The following is a 20,396-nucleotide window of genomic DNA, read 5'->3' as shown; positions in this document are numbered from 1 at the left end:
CCGCTGCAGTTCGCGACCGACGAATTCGTGCGCCACGGCGTGACGGCGGAGTCGCTCGCGGGTCTGAAGCCCGCGTTCAACAAGGAAGGCACGGTGACGGCGGCGAACGCGTCGGGCCTCAACGACGGCGCNGCCGCGGTCGTGGTGATGTCGGCGAAGAAGGCCGANGCGCTGGGCCTNACGCCGCTCGCGCGCATCAAGGCGTACGCCAGCGGCGGCGTNGATCCGAAGGTGATGGGCATGGGTCCGGTGCCGGCTTCGAAGCGTGCGCTGGAGCGTGCGGGCTGGTCGGTGAACGACCTCGATCTCATGGAGATCAACGAGGCATTCGCGGCGCAGGCGCTGGCCGTGAACAAGCAGATGGGCTGGGACACGTCGAAGATCAACGTGAACGGCGGGGCGATTGCGATCGGACACCCGATCGGCGCGTCGGGCTGCCGGATTCTCGTGACGCTGCTGCACGAAATGCAGCGCCGCGATGCCAAGCGCGGTCTGGCCTCGCTGTGCATCGGCGGCGGCATGGGCGTGGCGCTCGCGCTCGAGCGCGCTTGATCCTGCTTGATCCCGTTTGCTCCAGCTTGATCCCGCTTTCCAGGCGGGAAGCAGCGTAGTAACCAGGCAGCAAGCGGCTCGTCGCGCGAGAAGCAGCGGCGAGCCGCCAGTAGCAGCAACCACGCGCAATACTAGAAATTGACCAGAAGCCGCGCGGCATTCGCCTTGTCTTCGTCCTGGGTGGAAGGAAGAAGCCGGGCAACAGTGTATGTGGCGCCTGCACGCATAACGCGTAACGCCACGGTTTTATTGATGCTCAACTCTCGCGGATATATAGGATGACTAATCGTATTGCATTGGTGACAGGTGGTATGGGAGGCCTTGGAGAGGCCATCAGCGTGAAACTGCATGATGCGGGTTATCGCGTTGTGGTGACGCACTCGCCCGACAACGCCGGCGCGAAGGACTGGCTGGCGCGCATGAAGGAGACCGACCGCGAATTCCACGCGTACGGCATGGACGTGGCCGACTACGATTCGTGCCAGCGCGGCGCGCAGAAGATCCAGAGCGAGATCGGCCCTGTCGATATTCTCGTGAACAACGCGGGCATCACGCGCGACATGACGTTCCGCAAGCTCGACAAGGTCAACTGGGACGCCGTGCTGCGCACGAATCTCGACTCGATCTTCAATATCTCGAAGCCGCTGTGCGACAGCATGGTCGAGCGCGCGTGGGGCCGCATCATCAACATTTCGTCGGTGAACGGCTCGAAGGGTTCGGTCGGCCAGACCAACTACGCCGCGGCGAAGGCCGGCATGCACGGCTTCACGAAGTCGCTGGCGCTGGAAGTGGCCCGCAAGGGCGTGACCGTGAACACCATTTCGCCGGGCTATCTCGCCACGAAAATGGTGACCGCCATTCCTCAGGACATTCTCGACACGAAGATCCTGCCGCAGATCCCGATGGGCCGCCTCGGCAACCCCGGCGAAGTCGCGGCGCTCGTGCTGTTCCTGTGTTCGGACGAAGCGGGCTTTGTGACGGGCGCAAATATTCCTATCAACGGCGGCCAGCATATGCAGTAAAGCTATGCTAAACATGCATCCCGAATGAATGATGTCAGGCGAATTTCGCCAAGGCGATGCGCGGGTGCATGTGGCACCGGTAATCCATACCGACCGCCGCATTGCAGGGGACGTGTAAAGCGTGCCCTGCAATGCGGCGGTTTTGCATGGTGCCGCCGGGTTTACGGGGCACGAACGCGGTCAATCGTGCCGCTATAATTGGCCACCCCACGCGTGACCGGAGACCGGCCTTTGTCGAGCATTGCGAAACTGCTGTCCATCCTCGAACTCTTTTCCGAGGCGCGGCCTTTTCTTTCCGCCGACCAGGTGGCGGCCGAACTGCAATGCTCGGTGCCGACCGCTTACCGCTATCTGCGCGAACTCGTCGATACGGGCATGCTGCTGCGCTTCGTGGGCGGCGAATACGGCCTCGGCCCGCGCATCATCACACTCGACTACCATCTGCGCATATCCGATCCGCTGTTGAAGGCGGGGCAGCCGGTCATGCGCGAGCTGGCGGAGCAGTCGGGCTTCGATGCCGTGATGTCGCGCTGGTACGGCAATGAACTCGTCGATACCCACCGGGAATCGCACGACGCCGTATTCGACCTCCGCTATGGACGTGGCCGTCCGCGTCCGCTCTTTCTTGGCGCCGCGCCCAAGGCGATCCTTTCGACCTTTCCCAAGGCGAAGCTCGCCGCGTTGTTCGAGCAGTACCCCGAGGACATTGCGGCCAGCGGACTCGGCGGCTCGCTCGAAGAATTCCGCGCGAGCCTGCTCAAGATCCGCCGCGCGGGCTTCTATCTCTCGAAGGGCGAACTCGAAGCGGGCATGTCCGCTGTCGCTTCGCCGCTGTTCACCGACGCATCGGGCGAAGCCGTGGCCGCGCTCGCGCTCGTCGTGCCCGAGCAGCGCCTCGCATTCTTCAACCTCGAGCGCGTGGTCGAGGCCGTGAAGGAAGCCGCCGCGCGCATTTCCACGCGCGTGCGTGCATTGATCGAGGCATAAAGCGGCGCGGCGTCACGCTACGCCCATGCGCACCGCCATCTCCCTCTCCCACACCGCGCGTGGCCGGAAGCCCGGCAACGTGCTCGCATGGCGTTCGACCTCGGCTAGCAACGCGTCGTCGGGCAGCGTGAAGTCCACGGCGACGCGCATGGGCTGATCCACGTACCACGGCGTGTCGATGAAGATCTCCAGCCGGTTGCCCTCCGGGTCGCGCGCGTAGAACGAGATCGCATTGCCGTGCGTGACCGGAACGATCTCCTCCATCCCTTCCTCCACGAAGCGCCGGTGAAACTGCTTGAGCGTGGCGAGACTGTCCGCCTCGAGTGAAATCTGGTTGATCGGATTGAACGGCAACTGCTCGGGCCTGCCGCTCGCCAGCACGATCTGGTGATGCACACGCGGATCGCGGCTCAGAAAGACGAGGTTGACCGTGCCGCGCGGCGAGGGCAGCGTGCCGCGGTCCGTCACCGTGAATTCGAGCACCCGCGTATAGAAGTCTTCGACCTTCGCCATGTCGCTCACGAAAAAGCCCATATGGCTGAGCGTGAGGCCGATTCGCTTCGTGGCTGGTTCGGTGTTCGGCAGAGTCATGCTGTCTCCAGTGGTAGTGATAAACCCTGATAAAAATCAAGTTGTGTGGCGAGTTTTACGTAGTGTATTCTCAAAATACGATAAACACATCAAAAAATGCGCGTCTCGTTTCTAGCGAAAACTTACTTTTTATCATTGGAGCATCATGAAACTCGCCAGCTTTTCCACCCATGAAGGTTCGTCGTTCGGCGTCGTGCGCGACGGCGCGGTGTTCGACCTCAAGAAGCGCCTTGGCGGCCGTTATGCCGACCTCAAGTCGCTGATCGCAGCCGGCGCATTCGCCGAAGCGGACCGCGCCGCGAGCGAAGGCAAGGGCGACTATCCGCTCGCCGAAGTCACGCTCGAGCCCGTCATTGCGAATCCGCAGCAGATCTTCTGCGTGGGCCTGAACTACGCGGAGCACGTGAAGGAGACCAACCGCGAGACCACCGAGCAGCCCGTGATCTTCATGCGCCTGCCGGCTTCGCAGGTGGGCGCGGGCGAGCCGATGCTGCGTCCGCGCGAGTCCACGCAGTTCGACTATGAAGGCGAGATCGCCGTGATCATCGGCGAGGGCGGGCGGCGCATCGCCGAGGCCGACGCGTGGCGTCATATCGCCGGCTACAGCTGCTACAACGACGGCTCGGTGCGCGACTGGCAGCGCCACACGGGCCAATGGGGACCGGGCAAGAACTTCTACCGCACGGGCGCGTTCGGCCCATGGATGGTCACGAGCGACGAGATCGAGCCGAACGCGCTGATGACGCTCGTCACGCGTCTGAACGGCCAGGAAGTGCAGCACGCGACCACGGAAATGCTGATTCACGGCATCGCGAAGCAGATCGCGTATCTCTCCACCTTCACGCCGCTTTTCCCCGGCGACGTGATCGTGACCGGCACGCCTGGCGGCGTGGGCGCGAAGCGCAATCCGCCGCTGTTCATGAAGCATGGCGACGTGGTGGAAGTCGAGGTGGATCGCATCGGCACGCTCAGGAATCCCGTCGCGGACGAAGCGTAAGCCGCAGGACGCCGCCCGCACGCTGTGGGCGGCGCAGTCATCCACGCAGTTAGCCATGGATCAGGTGAATGGGATGAAGGATGTCGTAAACAATTCGGATTGCAGATCAAATCCGGATCCCGAGTATGACGTCGCGATCATCGGCTTCGGGCCGACGGGCGCGACGCTCGCCAATCTGCTCACGCTGCGCGGCCTGAAAGTCGTGGTATTCGAGCGCGACAAGGACGTGTTCCAGCTGCCGCGCGCCGTGCACTTCGACGGCGAATGCATGCGCGTGTTCCAGGCTGCCGGGATCGCGCAGACGCTGCTGCCCAATCTCTTCGTCGGCCCCGGCATGAAGTTCGTGAACGCGCGCGGCGAGCTGATGATCGACTGGACCCGGCCCGGCGGCATCGGCCCGCAAGGCTGGTGCGCGAGCTACAAGTTTCATCAGCCGGATCTCGAGCGGGCGTTGCGCGCGCAACTGATCGCGCGCGGCGGGGCCGACGTGCACTTGCGTCACGAGGTGTTCGCGCTCGACGAACGCGACAACCACGTGCGCATTCGCTTCGAGGACACGGCGCAGGGACGCCTCGCCCACACCACGGCGCGCTACGTGGTGGGTTGCGACGGCGCGCGCTCGACCGTGCGCCGCTTCATCGGCACCGAGCTGGCCGATCTGAAATCGCACGAGCGCTGGGTCGTGGTGGACGTGCTGCTGGAAGGCGAGCGCGCCGATCTCGGCGACTACTCGATCCAGTACTGCGACCCCGCGCGGCCGATCACTTACACGCGCGGCCCTCACAACCGCCGCCGCTGGGAAATCATGGTGATGCCGGGCGACGACGAGCGCCGCATCGGCACGGCGGAATGGATCTGGGAGCGGCTCGCACGATGGATCACGCCCGAGCACGCGCAACTCGAACGCTCGGCGATCTACACGTTCCATTCGGTGATCGCGCAGGGCTGGCGGCGCGGCAGGCTGCTGATCGCGGGCGACGCCGCGCACCAGACGCCGCCGTTCATGGGGCAGGGCATGGCCGCGGGCATACGCGACGCCTCGAACCTCGCGTGGAAGCTCGCCGACGTGATCGACGGCGCGCTGCCCGACACGCTGCTCGACACCTACGAGAGCGAGCGCGAGCCGCATGTGCGCACGTTCATCGAAACGGCGGTGCAGCTAGGCGGCGTGATCCAGGCCACCGACAGCGACGCCGTTGCCGCGCGCGACCGCGAGATGACGGCGGCGATTCGCGAGTTTCGCACGCCCCAGCCGCGTCTGGGCCCGGGCTGGCACACCGGTGCGGCGGGCGGCGATATCGGGCCGCAACCCGTGTTCGAAGACGGCTCGCGCCTCGATGACGCCGTGGGCTATCGCTTCGCGCTGATCGTCGACGAAACGCTCGCGCAACACGCGCAGGACGCGCTGACGAACGCAGCACAACGCGAGCGCGTAGCGATCGTGCCGGCCACACGCCAGCCGCTGCGCGCCTGGCTCGCGGACGCCGGCGCGCGCGCCGTGCTGCTGCGGCCCGACCGCTACGTCGGCGGCGTGGCGCACGATGCGGGCGAACTCGAAGCGCTGCTCGAACGCGCAGGCGTTGCGCGTGCGTTGCAGCGGCGCGAGGCCGCTTGACCCAGCGCCCGGGCGGTCCGCAATCCAGCGCGGCTGCCCGGGCCGATGCTTTTGAAGAAGAGGCGCAGGAGGAAGATCCGATAGCTGCAACCTCAAGCGCCGCCAAGTCCATCAACAAGGAGAGCATATGGAGACGACACCCACCCTGCCAGCGTCGCACACTGCGGCGCCCGGCCTGACCCGGGCCCAATGGAAGATGATCCTCATTGCGAGTCTGGGCGGCTCGCTGGAGTTCTATGATTTTGTGATCTACGGCTTCTTCGCGCATTCGATCGCCGCGCAATTCTTCCCGGCGAGCGATCCGCTCGTGAGCATGCTGCTCACGTTTTCGGTGCTCGCCATCGGCTATATCATCCGGCCGCTCGGCGGCATCGTGCTCAGCAGCCTGGGCGACCGCATCGGGCGGCGGCCCGTGTTCGTTGGGTCGATCGTCGTCGTGACGCTCGCGACGATCTGCATTGGCCTGTTGCCCAATTACGCGCGCTGGGGCGTCGCCGCGCCCGTCGCGCTGATCGGCCTGCGCGTGCTGCAAGGTTTTTGCGTGGGCGGCGAAATGCCAGGCGCGATCACCTACGCGGTGGAAGCCGCGCCGCGCCGCGCGGGCCTCGCCGCCGGCGTGATCGTCTGCGCGATCAATACGGGCGTGATGCTCGCGACGATCGTCAATCTCGTCGTGCAGTCCGCGCTGACCCCCGCCGACGCCGCGAGCTACGGCTGGCGCATTGCGTTCCTCGTGGGCGGCCTGTGCGGGATCGTTTCGTATCTGCTGCGCCGCAATCTCGACGAGTCGCCCGAATTCCGGCAAATGCAGGGCGCCGTGGTGAAGCAGCCGTTTCGCGAAACGCTGCGCCACCATCGCGGCGCGGTGGTGGGCGGCGCGCTTTCGATTGCTGTGATGGCGGGCTTCAACGGCGTGCTCTACGGTCACATGCCCGCGTATCTGATCGAGACGCTGAAATACGCGCCGCGCGAGGCGGCGCTCGCCCAGAACGCGTATCTGCTCGTGAGTTCGGTGGGGCTGCTCGCGGCGGCCTGGGCGGGCGACTTCGTGCCGCGCCGATACTTGCTGCGTGTGTCGTGCGTGCTGCTCGCCGCACTTGCCTGGCCGTTCTATGCGGCGCTCGCGGCGCACAGCGTGAACGTGGTCGTGCTGTTCGTGCTCGCCGCGCTGGTGTTCTCGCTCGCCAGCGGCACGTGGGCCGCGGTGCTTGCCGATCTCTTTCCGGTGCAGGTGCGCTTTAGCGGCATCGCGCTCGCCTACAACGTTTCGGTGGTCGTGTTCAGCGGGTTTGCGCCGTTGCTCTGCGCGGCTTTCGTGCGCATGAGCGGGTCGCCGGCCGCGCCCGCGTGGTACGTGATCGGCTCGGCGCTGGTCGCGCTGGTGGCGAACCTCGGGTTGCACGCTTCGTCGCGCTCGCGCGTGGAGCGCCCGGCGGCAGCCGCAGGTTAGGCGTGCGCGTTGCCCCAGGAAAGCCTTCCGGGGCTTCGAACTCCGAATCGTCAACGTCGATGTCAAGTGGCCTGGGCACGCCCGATGCGCTGACTGGCAAGCGGCAGGCGAATGCGCGGGTGCGCATTGCGCTGACAAGGAGGGAACCATGAAGCATCACGAGACCCCGGACGACGACGGCGCGAACGTCAAGCGTCCGCAGCACGAAAGCAGCGAGCCGCTCGCGCGGCGTCACCCGCATGAGCCGCGCTCGGTGGGCCGCCAGGGGCATAGCGACATCGAAAACGGACAGGAGGACACGGACCGCTGGGGAGCCGATGCGCACGAGGAGCGCACGAAGAACGACGCCCACGTGAACCGCAATTCGCGCGAGGGGCGGCGCTGAGTTTGCGCATGCCATGCCCCCGCCCTCGCGCGCGGCGTATTACTTGGGCGAAACGTCGATGTCGCCGAAGTATTTGTGCGCGAGCGACGTGACCGTGCCGTCAGACTCGATCTTCGCGATGGCCGCGTTCAGGCGCTCGCGCAAGGCCGTATCGCCCTTGCGGATGCCGAACGCCACGCCGCTGCCCAGAATCTTGTCGTCGCGCACGGCGTCGCCCACGAACGCGAAACCCTTGCCGTCGGGCTGCGAAAGAAAGCCCTTCTGGCCCGCGGGCGCGAGCACGAGCGTCGCATCGAGACGCCCCGCGCCGAGGTCCGCGTAAATCTGGTTCTGGTCCTGGTAGGGCACCACGGTCACGCCGGCCGGCTCCCAGTGCACCTTGGCATAGGTTTCCTGAATCGACGACTGCAGCACGCCGACACGTTTGCCCTTGAGCGACGCGGCGGTCGCCACGAGCCCGCTGTCACTGCGTGCGATCAGGCGGCTCGGCACGCGATAGATTACCGTGGTGAAATCGATGGCCTCACGGCGCTTTTCGGTGGCGTTCATCGCCGAGTTGATGGCGTCGAACTTGCGGCCCTGAAGCGCGGGAATCAGGCCGTCGAACGACGTTTCGACCCATTTGCAGGTCATGCCCGCCTTCGCGCACACGGCATTGCCGATGTCGATATCGAAGCCTTGCAGCGTGCCGTCCGAGGCTTTGGTTTCGAACGGCGGATACTGCGCCTCGACGCCGAAGCGCAGCAGGTTCGCATCGGCGAATGCCGGTGCCGGGCCGAGTACGCCGTACACGCATGCCAGCGCGAGGAGCGCGTTGAGTCGCTTCATGATGATCTCCTTGCCTGCCAGTTCCTGGCAGTTTCGTTGTGTTTCGAATCCGGTGCGCTAGATCGCGCAAAGGCGGCGCGCGCCTTCGAGCAATGTTTCGTCATCCTTGGCAAAGCTCAGGCGGATGATGCCTTCGTCGGTGCCGTCGGTGTAGAACGCCGAGAGCGGAATCGTCGCCACGCGGGCGTCGCGGATGAGCCGCAGCACGAAGTCGCTGTCGCGCTCGTCGGAGAAAGACCGGAAGCGCGCGAGCATGAAGAAGCTGCCTTCGCTTGGCAGCAGTTCGAAGCGCGAAGCTTCCAGCGCGCGTGCGAGCAGGTCGCGCTTGTGCTGATAGAAGGCCGCGAGTCCCAGATAGCTCTGCGGCTCGGCAAGCGCCTGCGCGAACGCGTACTGCATGGGCGTGTCGGCGGAAAAGACCATGAACTGGTGGACCTTGCGGATCTCGTCCATCAGCGCGGCGGGGGCGAGGCAATAGCCCACGCGCCAGCCCGTGACGTGATACGACTTGCCGAACGACGAGACGATCACGCTGCGCTCGGCAAGCTCGCGATAGCGCGCCATGCTCCGGTGCGGCGCGCCGTCGAACACCACGTGCTCGTACACTTCGTCGGAGAGAATCACGATGTCGGTGTTACGCGTGAGTGACGCGAGCCGCGCGATGTCGTCCTCGCCGAATATCGTAGCCGTGGGATTGTGCGGCGTGTTCACGATGATCATGCGCGTGCGCGGCGTGATGGCCGCGCTCACCGCGTCCCAGTCCACCCGAAAATGCGGCTGTGCGAGCTTGATCGCCACGGGCTGCGCGCCCTGCAGGCGCACGATGGGCGCATAGCTGTCGAACGCGGGCTCGAAATAGATCACTTCGTCGCCGGGATGCACGAGCGCGCTGATCGTCGAGTACAGGCCTTCGCTCGCGCTCGCGAGCACGGTCACTTCGCTCGACGGGTCATAGCGCGCGCCATGGAGCGTCTCGAACTTCGCGGCGAGCGCTTCGCGCAGGTCGGCCAGGCCCGCCATGGGCGCGTACTGGTTGTGGCCCGCGCGCATGGCGGCGGCCACGTCATCCACGAGTTTCGCGCTCGGGTCGAAATTCGGCGCGCCTTGCGAGAGGTTCAGCGCCTGATGCTCGGCGGCGAGCTGGCCGATTACCGTGAAAATCGTCGTGCCTACATCGGGCAGCTTCGAGCGGGCCTGCGCGGCGCTCTGCATGGTCGGTCTCCCTTCGGGCGGCGCGCGGCCGCATGGTGTGACAAATGCGAGGTTGCCGGAAGATCGGGCCTTGCGCGAAGCGCCCCATTACGCCGAAAGAGCGGCCCGCGTGCAATCGATTAATTCTCATGGCCGCCATGCGCTGCCCTCATGGCGCGCTACGGCGTCGAGCGGTCCTGGCCGATCCAGTCGCTGAACAGCTGCACCTTCTGCTGCTGGGCCACGCACTCGGGATACACGAAATAGTAGCGCGAGCCCGTGGGCACGGCGAGGTCGAAGGGCATGACGAGGCGCCGTGTCTCGACATCCTCGCGTACGAGCGTGCGGTCGGTAATGGCGATGCCAAAGCCCTGCATGGCCGCAGTGGCCGCGAGATCGAGCGATTCGAACGTGGGACCGAGATCGGCATCGACCTGTTTCGCGCCCGCGCGCGCGAGCCACAGGCGCCAGTCGGCGTGGTCGCGCGTGGGGTGCAGCAGGGTCTGATGGGCGAGGTCGTCGGGCGTGACGAGCGCCCGGCGCGAGAGCACTTCGGGCGTGCAGACGGGCGTGAGGTATTCGTCGAAGAGCGGCACCGCGTGCACGTCGGCGCCGGGCGACGAGCCGTAGATGATTGCCGCGTCGAAAGGCTCCGCCTGGAAGTCGACTTCGTGTCCCCACGTGGTCGTGATCTGGATCTGCAGGTCGGGGTGCTCGTTCTGGAAGCGCATGATGCGCGGCAGCATCCAGCGCATCACGCAGGTCGGGACCTTGAGCGCAAGCTCGGTGCGCTGGCGCGTGAGACGCTGCGAGGCTTCCTCGATGCGCCCGAAGCCGTCGCGCACGGCGGGCAGCAGTTGCTCGCCCTCGGCGGTGAGCGTGAGCCCCTTGGACGAGCGGCGAAAGAGCGGCAGGCCGTAGTACTGCTCGAGCGCGAGGATTTGCCGGCTGACGGCACCTTGTGTGAGGCAAAGGTGCTCGGCCGCGCGCGTAAAGCTGCCGTAGCGGGCGACCGTTTCGAAAATCTGCAGGGCGTTGAGCGGGGGAAGGCGTCTCATGGCGGTCGTTGGGCGGCCGGGCGAGTGCGCGCAGCCGGCGGGAATCGAGCCGCTATGATACGACGGCCGCCCGCTTCAATCGTCCGCGCCGCCTGCGCTTTGCGCCGTGCTTGCCGCGCGTGCCGCGTCGATCGTGGCGTGCGCGCCGAACAGGGCGCGTATGCCGGGCTCGGAGAGGAACATGGCCTCGGCGTTGTGGCCCGCACCCGGCACCTCGAACCACGCGTGGCGCAACTGTGGATGCCGGGCGGCGAGGTAGGCGTAGTAGGCGCGGGCCCGCGCGAGGCGGTGCGGTCCCTGCGCGCCGGCCGCGCACGAGCGGTCGAGCGCCGCGTGCGCGGGGTCGCAATCGCGTTCGCCTGCCAGATAGAGCACGTCCCGCCCGATGTAGCGGCGCTCGAGCATGGCGGCATCGTGCATGGCCGCAGCATAGCGCGGGAGCTTGCGCATGCCGTACTTCCAGTCGTCGACCTCGGGGCATGCGGTGCGATCCGCAGGGGCGAAACCGCCATCCGGTTGCGGGCGCAACGAATCGAAATACACCCAGGAAGAGGGATTCGCGATCACGAAGCGCAGGGTCACGCCGCGTTGGGCGCATCGTTCGGGCGCGGCGCTCAGGATCGCGTAACGATGCGCGACCTGGGCGCCGCCCGAATGCCCCGCGATCACGATCTCGCGCAGCGCCGGATAACGGGAGCGATCGGCAAGCTGCGCGACGAGGGCGTCGAGCGCGTCGAAAGAACTCAAGGGCGCGGGACCGCGCGCATCGGCTCCGCCCATCCAGGCGGTCCATTCCCAGTGCAGCAGGTCCACAGGCGCGCGGTGATGCTCGACATCGGCGCTGGCGAGGAACTGCGGCACCACGACGAGCGTGTCGTCGTCATGCGCGGAGGAGGCGGCGCGGGCGCGCAGCGTCGAGCGCAGGTAGGCGTCGGCGTCGCGCAGGCGGCCGTGCAGCACCACGAGGGCACGCGTGGCGCGCTCGTTCGCGGTGCAGCCGCCCACGAACATCGGCACGCTGCCGCTGCCTTGCGCCGTGGCGACGCGCAGCATGACGTCGCCGATCGCGCGCACCGGGTACTCGTTGCGCGGGCGTTGGTCGCTCGCGTGGCTCACGTCGCTCACGATGGACGGCTCGCTCATTCCAGCTCCGACTCGGCCGGCCACGCATTGGGCTCGCGAAACAGACGCCGGCCCGACACGCTCGCAAAAACCAGCACGAGCGACACGATGCCCGTGACGATGAGGTACCACGCCGGCACGATACGCGAACCGGTCACGCCGATCAGCGTCGAGACCGTGAGCGGCGCCATGCCGCCGAACAGCGTGACGGCGATGTTGTACGAGAGCGCGACGCCCGTGGAGCGCGTGGACGTGGGGAAAAGCTGCGTGAGCATGCCGGGGTGCGCGCCCGACATCAGGCTCAGCACGACGGTGGCGACCATCTGCGCGGCGAACACGCGCTCCGGCGTGGGCGCGGCGAGGACCCACGCGAAGAGCGGCCAGGCGGCACAGATCCACACGAGCGTCACGGGCAGGAAGAGCCGGTAAGCGCCGAAGCGGTCGGCGAGCTTGCCCGCGAGTGGATAGCCGACGATGCCGATGAGCCCTGACGCCGCCGTGCCGAGCAGCGCGCTCTTGAGCGGCAGATGCAGCTGGCGCTCGACATAGAGCGGCATATACGAATGCCAGAGATAGTTGGTCGCGGCGCCCACGGCGATCACGCCGACCGCGCACAGCGCCGCGTCGCCGCGCTCGCGCAGGAACGTGCGCAAGGACTGGCGCGGCGCATGGCCGAGGCGCTCGCGCAACTGCACGAATTCCGGCGATTCGGCGACCTTGTGGCGGATATAGAAGCCCACCGGGCCGACCAGCGCGCCGAGCAGGAAGGGCACGCGCCAGCCCCATTCGACGAGCGCCGCCGGCGACAGCCGCGTGGTGAGCAGGAAACTGCACGCCGAAGAAAGCAGCAGCGCGACGGCCTGGGACGTCATCTGGAAGCTGCCATAGAACATCTTGCGCCCGGGCGGCGCGTACTCGGTGAGCATCGAGGCGGCGGTGGCGAACTCGCCGCCCACCGAAAGCCCTTGCAGGATGCGCGCGAGCAGCACGATGAGCGGCGCGGCGATGCCGATCGACGCATAGCCTGGCGTGACGCCCATGAGCAGGGTGCTCGCCGCCATCAGCACGATCAGCGCTGACAAGGTCCTGCGCCGCCCGTAGCGGTCGGCGAACGCGCCGATCACCACGCCGCCGAGCGGCCGCACGACGAAGCCGATCGCGAACGTGGCGAGCGTGAGCGTGATCGACAGAAAGCTGCTCTGCACGGGGAAAAACACGTGCGCGATGGTCTTCGCGAAGTAGCCGTAGATGAGGAAATCGAACCATTCGAGCCCGTTGCCGATGACCGAGGCGAGCACGGCGCGGCGCACCTGCGAGGTGGTGAGGCGGGGCGCGTCGAGCGCCGCCGGGCCTGCTTCGAGAATGGATTGCATATGTCTCCGGAGGTCGTCGTTGGTATTTTCCTCACAGACTAGGGAGTTGTGCGGCAAATGTAAAATACATATCGGATGGGGTTGCCATATCCAAGACCTATACCGGAGCGTCCCGATGGAGCTACGTCACCTGCGCTATTTCCTCGCGGTTTGCGAAGAGCGCCAGTTCACGCGCGCGGCCGCGCGCCTGCATATGCAGCAACCGCCGCTCTCGCAGCAGATCCAGGAACTCGAGCAGGAACTGGGCTTTGCGCTGTTCACGCGGCAGCCGCGCGGCGTGGAACTGACCGCGCCGGGCGAGGCGTTCGCTGCTTGCGCGCGCAACCTTCTGCGCACGCTGGAGCAGGGCGTCACGCACGCGCGGCGGGTGGCGCTCGGGCAGGTGGGCAAGCTGCATGTGGCGCTCACGAGTTCGGCCGCGTTTCATCCGCTCGCGCCAGCCGTGATCCGCGCGTATCGCGACGCGCATCCCGACATCGCCATCGAGCTCAGCGAGATCAACGCGGCCGAGATCATCGAGATGATGATGAACGGGCACGTCGATGTGGCGATCCTGCGCAAGCCGATCGAGACGCCCGCTGAACTGCGCTTCGAGCGCATCGCCCAGGAGCACATGCTGCTCGTGCTGCCGGTGGGCCACCGGCTGGCGGGGACGCGGGCGGTGTCGCTCAAGCGCCTGGCGGGCGAGCCGTTCATCTTCGTGCGGCGGCCTGGCGCCCCAGGCATGTACGCCGATTTCGTGCGCGCCTGCGAAGCCCAGGGCGTGCAGTTGCGCGTGGTCGACGAGGTGCCGCGCATGGTCACCGCGATCAATCTCGTGGCCGCGGGCGGCGGCGTGACGCTCGTGCCGGCTTCCATGCGGCGCTACCAGCAGGAGAGCGTGCGCTACTGCCGCGTGGCTGGGGACGAGGCATTTCGTGCGCCGCTGCATCTCGTGACGAAGCCCGCCGTGCGCAATCCGGCGGTGGCGCGGTTCCGCGAAACCGTGTTTGCGTTTGCGGAGCGTTCGCGCGAGGCCCGCTGAGGCTTTCAAATATTTTCGTTGCGCCCCTTTCGGATTGCTCCGACCTGCCGTTAACCCGTATGCCTCGATACGGGCGCCAGGCGCAATCACAAGAGCAAAACGAATACAAAGTGGCAACGAGAATCATCGAAGGAGCGGCAGTGCGGGCCGCCGCCGGGCGCGAGGCGCCCATCGCAGGCCGACCGGCTGCCGTGCGCCTGCTCATCAAGCTGCGCGAGCACAAGGCGCGGGTCATGCTGCTGGCCGTCGCGGCGGGCTGTGTCGTCGCGTTTGCGTCCTGGCTGGACGACCAGCTGCGGCCCGCGCTCGAAGCGCGCGAGCGCAACGAACTGAGCGAGGAAGTGGCCGAGGAGTTGCGCGCGACCGTTGCGCCCTGCGTGCCCAGCGCGGGGCACAGCCATACCTCGTGGTGCGGCGCCGTGAGGATTGCGCCGCCACCGCCGCGGCCCGTCACGCCGCTTCCTCTCATCGCGGGTGCGCCCGCGGCGTTCTGCACGGCCAACGGCAGCCCGTCCTGCTGATGGCCTTTTGCGCGTTGCCGTTCACTGCGAACTGCCGATACGTGACACGTCACCCCGGCGCCTCGCCCGCCAATCCCTCACACGTCTCGAACAACAACGCCCGAGCCCACTGATGCCCTGGCGAGCGATGCGTGCGCTCGTGCCACGCGAGCGTCTTGGTGAACCCCGGTATCGCGAGCGGCGGCTCGACCACGGCGAGCCCCTGCGCGTCCTTCACGAGCCGTGACGGCACGACCGCAATGAGATCGCTTGTCAGCAAGATATCGGGCAGCACGAGAAAGCTGTTCACCGACACCGTCACGCGCCGTGCGCGCCCCACGCGCGCGAGCGCCTCGTCCGTGACGCCGCTCAGGCTCCCGCCCGCATACGACACCAGCGCGTGATCGAGCGCGCAAAAGCGCTCCAGCGTGAGCCGCCGCGCGGCGGCGGGATGGTCCGCGCGCATCACGCACACGTAGCGTTCGTCGAACAGGCGGCGCGCATGCAGGTCGGCGGGCGTGGTCTCCGGGGTGATCAGGGCCAGATCCACGTCGCCGCTTTCCAGTTGCGCCTGCAGGCGCTCGTGCTGCACCGGCACGATCACGGCGCGCACGCCGGGCGCCGTTTCCCGCAGCCGCGCGAGATACGGCACGACGACTGCGCGCAGCGCGTAGTCGGTCGAAGCGAGGGTGAGCGTCATCTCGGCCTCGGCCGGCGCGAAGGCCTGCGGCTGCAGCATCCGCTCGATCTCGCTGAGCACCTGCTTGAGCGGCGCGGCCAGTTGCAGCGCGCGCTCGGTGGGCACGATGCCACGTTGCGAGCGCACGAACAGCGGATCGCCGAAACTCTCACGCAGACGCGTCAGCATCGCGCTCACGGCCGGCTGCGTGAGCGACAGACGCTGCGCGGCGCGCGTGACGTTGCGTTCGTCGAGCAGGGCGTCGAGCGCCCGCAAGAGGTTCAGATCGAGCATTCTGATATCAATACGGTTTATGGCGGGGATAATGATCCGCGATTGGATTTATTTCAGCATAGCCCGCATGATTTCTCGTGTCCACCGCACCTAACCGACAGCATCGAAAGGTAACGAACATGAACGAGATTTTCTGGCCCGAAGACTACTTGCCCGGCACGACCGATAACTTCTGTTCCAACGAAGTGATCGTGGCGGGCCTCTCCACCGCCGACGTCTGGCCGCTGCTGAACAACGCGACCGTGTGGCCGAGCTATTACAGCAATTCCGCGGATGTCGGCTTCCACGACGGCCTGGGCCCCGAACTGAGCGCGGGCGCGCGTTTTCACTTCAAGACCTTCGGCTTTCCGGTACAGGCCAAAGTGACCGAGCACGAGCCGCCGACCGCGGGCCAGCCCGCACGTGTGGCGTGGCACGGCTGGGCCGAGGGCGACGCAGAAACGCGTCTGGACGTGATTCACGCGTGGCTGATCGAAGACCTTTCCGGCGGCCGCGTGCGCGTGCTCACGCAGGAATCGCAGAAGGGCAAACCGGCTGTGACGCTGGCGAAAACGCACCCGAATCCGATGATCAACGGGCACCAGGACTGGCTCGACGGCCTGATCGACGCTGCGCGCAAGGCGAAGGGAGCACGGCAATGAAGGCCGCCGTGGTGCGTGCGCCGGGCGGGCTCGACCGCATCGAGCTGCGCGATATCGCCGAGCCCGGCGCGCCGGGCGCCGGCGAGATCCGCGTGGAGCTTCACGCCACGTCGCTCAATTTTCACGACCTGCTGGTGGCCAACGGCGCGATCCCCACGGCGGATGGACGCGTGCTGATGTCCGATGGCGCGGGCGTGGTGTCGGCGGTCGGCGCGGGCGTGACGGAATTCAAGCGCGGCGACCACGTGGTGTCGTGCTTCTTCCCGCAATGGGCAGACGGTCTGCCGTGGCAGGCCGTGGGCAACTTCGCGCAGACCCCCGGCGACGGCGTGGACGGCTTCGCGACCTTGCACGCCGTGCGGCCCGCGAGCGCCTTCACGCTCGCGCCGCGCGGCTGGACCTATGCCGAGGCGGCGACGATCACGACGGCGGGGCTCACCGCATGGCGTGCGCTGGTGGCCGAGGGTGGCCTCAAGGCCGGCGACACCGTGCTGACGCTCGGCACCGGCGGCGTGTCGATCGCGGCGTTGCAGATCGCGCGGATAATGGGCGCTTCGGTCATCGTCACGTCATCGTCGGACGAGAAGCTGGCGCGTGCGAAGGCGCTGGGCGCGGACCAGGTGGTCAACTACCGGCAACACGAAAAGTGGGGCGCGCTCGTGCGCGACATGACGGGCGGCAAGGGCGTGGATCACGTGATCGAAGTCGGCGGCCCGGGCACGCTCGCCCAGTCGATCGACGCGGTGCGCGTGGGCGGCCACATCGCGCTGATCGGCGTGTTGACCGGACGCGAAGGCACCGTGCCGACCTCCGTACTGATGGCGAAGCAGGCGCGCCTGCAGGGCTTGATCGTGGGCACCCGGCGCCAGCAGCAAGACTACGTCGCGGCGCTCGACCAGGCTGGCATTCGCCCCGTGCTCGACCGTACGTTCGGGCTGGACGAGCTGGCCGATGCGTTCCGTCATCAGCAGGCCGGGGCGCATTTCGGCAAGGTCTGCGCGGCGTGGTGAAACCGATGCGGCGCCGTTGTGGCGTCGCGTTTGCGATCGCCATGAAAATTGCCTGGTATAACGAAATAATTAAAGGCGCCATGCGAAGTGCTGCAATGTTTCCGTTCTTTACAACGCATCACGAAGTGATATAAATAAATAGCACACGGAAAAAACACGAACGAACCGGCCGCCTGATCAGCAACCACGAGAGCCGGGTACGTTCCATGCTCAGGAGCCCCACCATGCCGCTTTCCCGTCGTCGCTTCATGATCCTCGCCGCCTCCGTGGCTTCCACGGCGGCGCTTTCCAGCGAATCGCGCGCCGACGCGCCGGTGCTCTCCGAGAGCGACCCGACCGCCATGGCGCTCGGCTACAAAACCGACGCGAGCAAAGTCGACAAGACCAAGTTCCCGCGCTTCCAGGCGGGGCAGACCTGCGCGAACTGCCAGCTGTTTCAGGGCAAGCCGGGCGCGCCGAATGGCCCGTGCGCGACCTATGGCGGCAAGATCGTCGACGCCAAAGGCTGGTGCAATGCCTACGTGAAGAAAGCCTGAGCCATGCCCCGCGAGGGGTATGCTACAAGCCATCGAGCAATGAGTTTCGGGAGGCACCATGAAGGCGGTGTGCCCGCTGCACGGACCCACGACCATCGTCGGGACGAACGCGTACGGGTTTCCGGTGTATGCATGTTGCCGCGACGACATTCCCTTTGTCATGCCGCCGGACGCTTGTACGCGCGAGCCGGTGCAGTCCGGAGATGAGCCGGCGCCGAAGCGCCGGCAGCCTCCGGCAGACAAGGAACCACGCTGACGAACCGATCGCCGCGCACACGCACGCGGTTGCCCGCGTCCATGTGCGTCGGCATCAGGTCGCCGGTGCGGTCAGCGACGTGTTGTACGTGGTGCCCGCGATCACCACATTGGTCAGCGTAATGCCGCTCACGTTGCTCGCGAAAAGCGGCCCGGGCGCGGCCGTCGCCGATGTCGAAGGTGTTGTCGGCACCGCGCCCGTGCACACCGGGTTGCCGAGGTTGCAGTGCGAGATCGTGACGCCGCTGATCGGACTCACGGTCGGCACCGGCAGCGGACCGTTGTAATCGACCGCCTCGGGGCCCTGCATGACGATCGCCTGGAAGCACGAGTTCGACCCGGCGACGAAGCCCGAAGGCATCGAGTAGGACACCGCGCCCGACACGTTGCTCGCGTTCACGTTGGTGATGTTGATGTTGCTGATTACCGACGGACTCCAGCGCACCGCGTCGCCGGACGGGCTGTAATCGCAGTCGAACGTGATCAGGCCGCCCTGGCCCGTCGACGGGTTCGTTGCGAGACCGGTCGTGCCCGTGCCCGTGATCTTGCTGATCGCCGCGCCCAGCGAGCCGCCGCCGTATTTCCCCGCGAGGTTCACGCCGTTGGCGAGCGTCACGCCGTTGATCCAGACGTTGTTGATGAACCCGCCGCGATTCATGTTGCTCTTGAACCGCAGCGCGATATTGAGCGGATTGCTCGCCCAGTTCTCGTTTTGCATCGTCAGGTTGCGGGCGTAGACGTTGCGCACGCCCGCGCTCATTTCGCTGCCGATCGTCAGACCGCCGTGGCCGCTTTGCATCGTGCAGTTCTGCACGACGATGTTCTGCATCGGACCGTACTCGGTGTCGAGATACTTGCCGGACTTGATCGCGATGCAGTCGTCGCCGGTGTTGAACTGAACGTTTTGCACCAGCACGTGATTGCACGCGTCCGGATCGAAACCGTCGTTGTTCGGTCCGATGCTGTCGGCAAACACGCCGTCGATCACCACGTTCGTGCAATCGGTCGGATGGTGCTGCCAGAACGGCGTGTTCTGCGTGTGGTAGTTCTGCAGATACACGTTGGTGCAGCCGATGAACTCGATCATGCACGGACGCAGAAAGTGACCGTTGCCGAAAATGCGGTTCTCGAACGGCACGCGCAGCTCGGAGAGTGCGGGCAGATAGTTCTGGTCCTGGTTCCAGCCCGCGCCCGTGAGCAGGGTCATCAGCGAAGTCGTGACGCCGTACTGATTCGTGAAGGAGACGTTCGCCTGCGGGTTCTGGATCTGGCCAGCGGGGAGGCTCGTTAGCGCGACGTTGTTCGGATTCACATAGGCTTGTGACGGCGTTGAAGAACCCGCGCAGCCATAGGTGTTGCTGCTTCCCTTGTAGGTCCACCAGCACGAGGTGGGCGCCTGGGTGCTCAGTTGCATCGGCGTCATCGCCTGACCGTTCAGCACGCAGGTATTGTCATCGGCGGTCACGGCAATGTTGGTCTGGCGGAATGCATAAATCGGCGAGCCGAAATTCAGGCAGTCGTTCGCCTGCCAGCGCGTGTGGTACAGATTGCCGTTCGCCGTCTTGTACGGGCCGTTTTTCGCATAGTCGGCGGGATTCGGGCTGAAATAGATCGTGCAGCCTGATTCCAGGTGGAGGTTCACATGGCTCAGCAGCACGATCGGACCGCCGCAGTACCAGTTGCCGGCCGGCACCACCACGCGGCCGCCACCGGCACGGCTCGCGTCGACAATCGCCGTATTGATCGCGGTGCACGAGTCATATTGCGTGCCCGTGTAGTCGCACGGCACCATCACGCCCGAGCCCGGGCTTTGCAGGTCGCTGGTCGGATGCGCGGTCTGTTCGGTGCCGCCCGTCACCCATGGAATCTTGCCGCCCGGCCAGGCGGTCGACGTAATCAGCGCGGAGGCGGGGAGTATGCGTGCACCGTAGCTCGTTACGTGAAAATCGGCGCGGGAAAACAGCGAGCGATCGACGTGGGCAAGCCTCCTGATGATCGCCGTGGCCTGGCCCTCCGGGCCCCAGATCGGATCGCCCGCGGCGTGCCCGGGCGGCTGCGGAATCTTTCCTCCGAATGTGGCAGGCGTGGGAAACATGGAGTCGGCTGCTGCCGCTGCGCGGCTGGCGGCGAGGAGGCTTGCGCCTGCGGATGCGCCGGCAAAGGCCATGAACGCGCGCCGTTTGGGCGAGGCGGGCGCATGGTTGCGGGCTTCGGTGGGTAGGGGATCGTCCTGGTCATGGGTTGCCATTTGATTCGTTCTCCTATGTTGTCTCGTGGAATTGTTTT

The 20,396-nt window shown here is 66.3% G+C and carries 20 protein-coding genes; 12 read left to right on the top strand and 8 right to left on the bottom strand.

Features of this window, described 5'->3' with window-relative positions; genetic code table 11:
* The 3 genes from A3CW_RS0129960 to A3CW_RS0129950 all read left to right on the top strand — a co-directional run.
* The coding region (locus tag A3CW_RS0129960; RefSeq protein WP_028206857.1) for an acetyl-CoA C-acyltransferase at positions 1–552 on the top strand (552 nt) is incomplete at its 5' end.
* A 278-nt stretch (positions 553–830) separates the two neighbouring features.
* Positions 831–1,574 carry an acetoacetyl-CoA reductase gene (gene phbB / locus A3CW_RS0129955; protein ID WP_035514360.1) on the top strand — a complete coding sequence of 248 codons (744 nt, stop codon included), beginning with the start codon at positions 831–833 and terminating at the stop codon, positions 1,572–1,574.
* Positions 1,575–1,805: 231 nt separating this feature from the next.
* On the top strand, positions 1,806–2,561 hold the full coding sequence (locus A3CW_RS0129950) for an IclR family transcriptional regulator (RefSeq protein WP_028206855.1): 756 nt from the start codon (positions 1,806–1,808) through the stop codon (positions 2,559–2,561).
* A gap of 12 nt (positions 2,562–2,573) precedes the next feature.
* On the opposite strand, the gene A3CW_RS0129945 is transcribed toward A3CW_RS0129950, so the two are convergent.
* Positions 2,574–3,152: a VOC family protein gene (locus tag A3CW_RS0129945; protein WP_028206854.1), complete on the bottom strand. Its 579-nt coding sequence runs from the start codon at positions 3,150–3,152 to the stop codon at positions 2,574–2,576.
* 145 nt (positions 3,153–3,297) lie between these two features.
* Between A3CW_RS0129945 and A3CW_RS0129940 the strand changes: the two genes are divergently transcribed.
* The 4 genes from A3CW_RS0129940 to A3CW_RS47970 all read left to right on the top strand — a co-directional run bounded on the left by A3CW_RS0129940 (position 3,298) and on the right by A3CW_RS47970 (position 7,599).
* The gene (locus tag A3CW_RS0129940; protein ID WP_028206853.1) at positions 3,298–4,149 is read left to right on the top strand and encodes a fumarylacetoacetate hydrolase family protein; all 852 of its coding nucleotides are present in this window, start codon (positions 3,298–3,300) and stop codon (positions 4,147–4,149) included.
* A gap of 73 nt (positions 4,150–4,222) precedes the next feature.
* Positions 4,223–5,764, top strand: a complete 1,542-nt coding sequence (gene mhpA, locus A3CW_RS47975) for a bifunctional 3-(3-hydroxy-phenyl)propionate/3-hydroxycinnamic acid hydroxylase MhpA (protein WP_051481798.1) — start codon at positions 4,223–4,225, stop codon at positions 5,762–5,764.
* Positions 5,765–5,891: 127 nt separating this feature from the next.
* Positions 5,892–7,214, top strand: coding sequence for an MFS transporter (locus A3CW_RS0129930; protein ID WP_028206852.1), 1,323 nt, complete (start codon positions 5,892–5,894; stop codon positions 7,212–7,214).
* 148 nt (positions 7,215–7,362) lie between these two features.
* Positions 7,363–7,599, top strand: coding sequence for a hypothetical protein (locus A3CW_RS47970; protein ID WP_051481794.1), 237 nt, complete (start codon positions 7,363–7,365; stop codon positions 7,597–7,599).
* A 39-nt stretch (positions 7,600–7,638) separates the two neighbouring features.
* Here the strand turns inward: A3CW_RS47970 and A3CW_RS0129920 are convergent, their stop codons facing one another.
* From A3CW_RS0129920 to A3CW_RS0129900, 5 genes are all read right to left on the bottom strand, one after another.
* A complete protein-coding gene (locus A3CW_RS0129920; RefSeq protein ID WP_028206851.1) occupies positions 7,639–8,427 on the bottom strand; it encodes an ABC transporter substrate-binding protein in 789 nt (262 codons plus the stop codon).
* Between the two features lie 57 nt (positions 8,428–8,484).
* Positions 8,485–9,639: a pyridoxal phosphate-dependent aminotransferase gene (locus A3CW_RS0129915; RefSeq protein WP_028206850.1), complete on the bottom strand. Its 1,155-nt coding sequence runs from the start codon at positions 9,637–9,639 to the stop codon at positions 8,485–8,487.
* Between the two features lie 158 nt (positions 9,640–9,797).
* Positions 9,798–10,676, bottom strand: a complete 879-nt coding sequence (locus tag A3CW_RS0129910; protein WP_028206849.1) for a LysR substrate-binding domain-containing protein — start codon at positions 10,674–10,676, stop codon at positions 9,798–9,800.
* A gap of 75 nt (positions 10,677–10,751) precedes the next feature.
* Positions 10,752–11,819: a hypothetical protein gene (locus tag A3CW_RS47965; RefSeq protein ID WP_051481793.1), complete on the bottom strand. Its 1,068-nt coding sequence runs from the start codon at positions 11,817–11,819 to the stop codon at positions 10,752–10,754.
* Positions 11,816–13,171, bottom strand: coding sequence for an MFS transporter (locus A3CW_RS0129900; protein WP_028206848.1), 1,356 nt, complete (start codon positions 13,169–13,171; stop codon positions 11,816–11,818). Before A3CW_RS0129900 ends, A3CW_RS47965 begins: the two co-directional genes overlap by 4 nt.
* A 115-nt stretch (positions 13,172–13,286) precedes the next feature.
* On the opposite strand from A3CW_RS0129900, the gene A3CW_RS0129895 reads away from it, so the two are divergent.
* Complete coding sequence (locus A3CW_RS0129895; RefSeq protein WP_028206847.1) at positions 13,287–14,195, top strand: LysR family transcriptional regulator; 909 nt, start codon at positions 13,287–13,289, stop codon at positions 14,193–14,195.
* A 110-nt stretch (positions 14,196–14,305) separates the two neighbouring features.
* Positions 14,306–14,716 carry a hypothetical protein gene (locus A3CW_RS0129890; protein ID WP_028206846.1) on the top strand — a complete coding sequence of 137 codons (411 nt, stop codon included), beginning with the start codon at positions 14,306–14,308 and terminating at the stop codon, positions 14,714–14,716.
* A gap of 49 nt (positions 14,717–14,765) precedes the next feature.
* On the opposite strand, the gene A3CW_RS0129885 is transcribed toward A3CW_RS0129890, so the two are convergent.
* Positions 14,766–15,668 carry a LysR family transcriptional regulator gene (locus A3CW_RS0129885; protein WP_035514357.1) on the bottom strand — a complete coding sequence of 301 codons (903 nt, stop codon included), beginning with the start codon at positions 15,666–15,668 and terminating at the stop codon, positions 14,766–14,768.
* A 119-nt stretch (positions 15,669–15,787) separates the two neighbouring features.
* On the opposite strand from A3CW_RS0129885, the gene A3CW_RS0129880 reads away from it, so the two are divergent.
* From A3CW_RS0129880 to A3CW_RS0129870, 3 genes are all read left to right on the top strand, one after another.
* Positions 15,788–16,309: an SRPBCC family protein gene (locus A3CW_RS0129880; RefSeq protein WP_028206844.1), complete on the top strand. Its 522-nt coding sequence runs from the start codon at positions 15,788–15,790 to the stop codon at positions 16,307–16,309.
* Entirely contained in the window at positions 16,306–17,319 is a 1,014-nt protein-coding gene (locus A3CW_RS0129875; protein ID WP_028206843.1) for a zinc-dependent alcohol dehydrogenase family protein, read from the top strand. The genes A3CW_RS0129880 and A3CW_RS0129875 overlap by 4 nt, the downstream gene beginning before the upstream one ends.
* 224 nt (positions 17,320–17,543) lie before the next feature.
* Entirely contained in the window at positions 17,544–17,855 is a 312-nt protein-coding gene (locus tag A3CW_RS0129870) for a high-potential iron-sulfur protein (RefSeq protein WP_028206842.1), read from the top strand.
* A 310-nt stretch (positions 17,856–18,165) separates the two neighbouring features.
* Here the strand turns inward: A3CW_RS0129870 and A3CW_RS0129865 are convergent, their stop codons facing one another.
* Positions 18,166–20,358, bottom strand: coding sequence for a glycoside hydrolase family 28 protein (locus tag A3CW_RS0129865; protein ID WP_028206841.1), 2,193 nt, complete (start codon positions 20,356–20,358; stop codon positions 18,166–18,168).
* Positions 20,359–20,396: the final 38 nt, after the last annotated feature.

The organism is Paraburkholderia nodosa DSM 21604 (assembly GCF_000519185.1).
Classification (GTDB): domain Bacteria; phylum Pseudomonadota; class Gammaproteobacteria; order Burkholderiales; family Burkholderiaceae; genus Paraburkholderia; species Paraburkholderia nodosa.
The sequence above is the reverse complement of the archived record's forward strand: the minus strand, read 5'-3'. Positions and strand labels throughout refer to the sequence as shown.

What these genes read in the sequence shown, in the direction of transcription:
- phbB (WP_035514360.1), top strand. Translation starts at nt 831, where the DNA reads ATGACTAATCGTATTGCATTGGTGACAGGTGGTATGGGAGGCCTTGGA.
- A3CW_RS0129945 (WP_028206854.1), bottom strand. Translation starts at nt 3,152, where the DNA reads ATGACTCTGCCGAACACCGAACCAGCCACGAAGCGAATCGGCCTCACG.
- A3CW_RS0129940 (WP_028206853.1), top strand. Translation starts at nt 3,298, where the DNA reads ATGAAACTCGCCAGCTTTTCCACCCATGAAGGTTCGTCGTTCGGCGTC.
- mhpA (WP_051481798.1), top strand. Translation starts at nt 4,223, where the DNA reads ATGAAGGATGTCGTAAACAATTCGGATTGCAGATCAAATCCGGATCCC.
- A3CW_RS0129930 (WP_028206852.1), top strand. Translation starts at nt 5,892, where the DNA reads ATGGAGACGACACCCACCCTGCCAGCGTCGCACACTGCGGCGCCCGGC.
- A3CW_RS47970 (WP_051481794.1), top strand. Translation starts at nt 7,363, where the DNA reads ATGAAGCATCACGAGACCCCGGACGACGACGGCGCGAACGTCAAGCGT.
- A3CW_RS0129920 (WP_028206851.1), bottom strand. Translation starts at nt 8,427, where the DNA reads ATGAAGCGACTCAACGCGCTCCTCGCGCTGGCATGCGTGTACGGCGTA.
- A3CW_RS0129915 (WP_028206850.1), bottom strand. Translation starts at nt 9,639, where the DNA reads ATGCAGAGCGCCGCGCAGGCCCGCTCGAAGCTGCCCGATGTAGGCACG.
- A3CW_RS0129910 (WP_028206849.1), bottom strand. Translation starts at nt 10,676, where the DNA reads ATGAGACGCCTTCCCCCGCTCAACGCCCTGCAGATTTTCGAAACGGTC.
- A3CW_RS47965 (WP_051481793.1), bottom strand. Translation starts at nt 11,819, where the DNA reads ATGAGCGAGCCGTCCATCGTGAGCGACGTGAGCCACGCGAGCGACCAA.
- A3CW_RS0129900 (WP_028206848.1), bottom strand. Translation starts at nt 13,171, where the DNA reads ATGCAATCCATTCTCGAAGCAGGCCCGGCGGCGCTCGACGCGCCCCGC.
- A3CW_RS0129895 (WP_028206847.1), top strand. Translation starts at nt 13,287, where the DNA reads ATGGAGCTACGTCACCTGCGCTATTTCCTCGCGGTTTGCGAAGAGCGC.
- A3CW_RS0129885 (WP_035514357.1), bottom strand. Translation starts at nt 15,668, where the DNA reads ATGCTCGATCTGAACCTCTTGCGGGCGCTCGACGCCCTGCTCGACGAA.
- A3CW_RS0129880 (WP_028206844.1), top strand. Translation starts at nt 15,788, where the DNA reads ATGAACGAGATTTTCTGGCCCGAAGACTACTTGCCCGGCACGACCGAT.
- A3CW_RS0129875 (WP_028206843.1), top strand. Translation starts at nt 16,306, where the DNA reads ATGAAGGCCGCCGTGGTGCGTGCGCCGGGCGGGCTCGACCGCATCGAG.
- A3CW_RS0129870 (WP_028206842.1), top strand. Translation starts at nt 17,544, where the DNA reads ATGCCGCTTTCCCGTCGTCGCTTCATGATCCTCGCCGCCTCCGTGGCT.
- A3CW_RS0129865 (WP_028206841.1), bottom strand. Translation starts at nt 20,358, where the DNA reads ATGGCAACCCATGACCAGGACGATCCCCTACCCACCGAAGCCCGCAAC.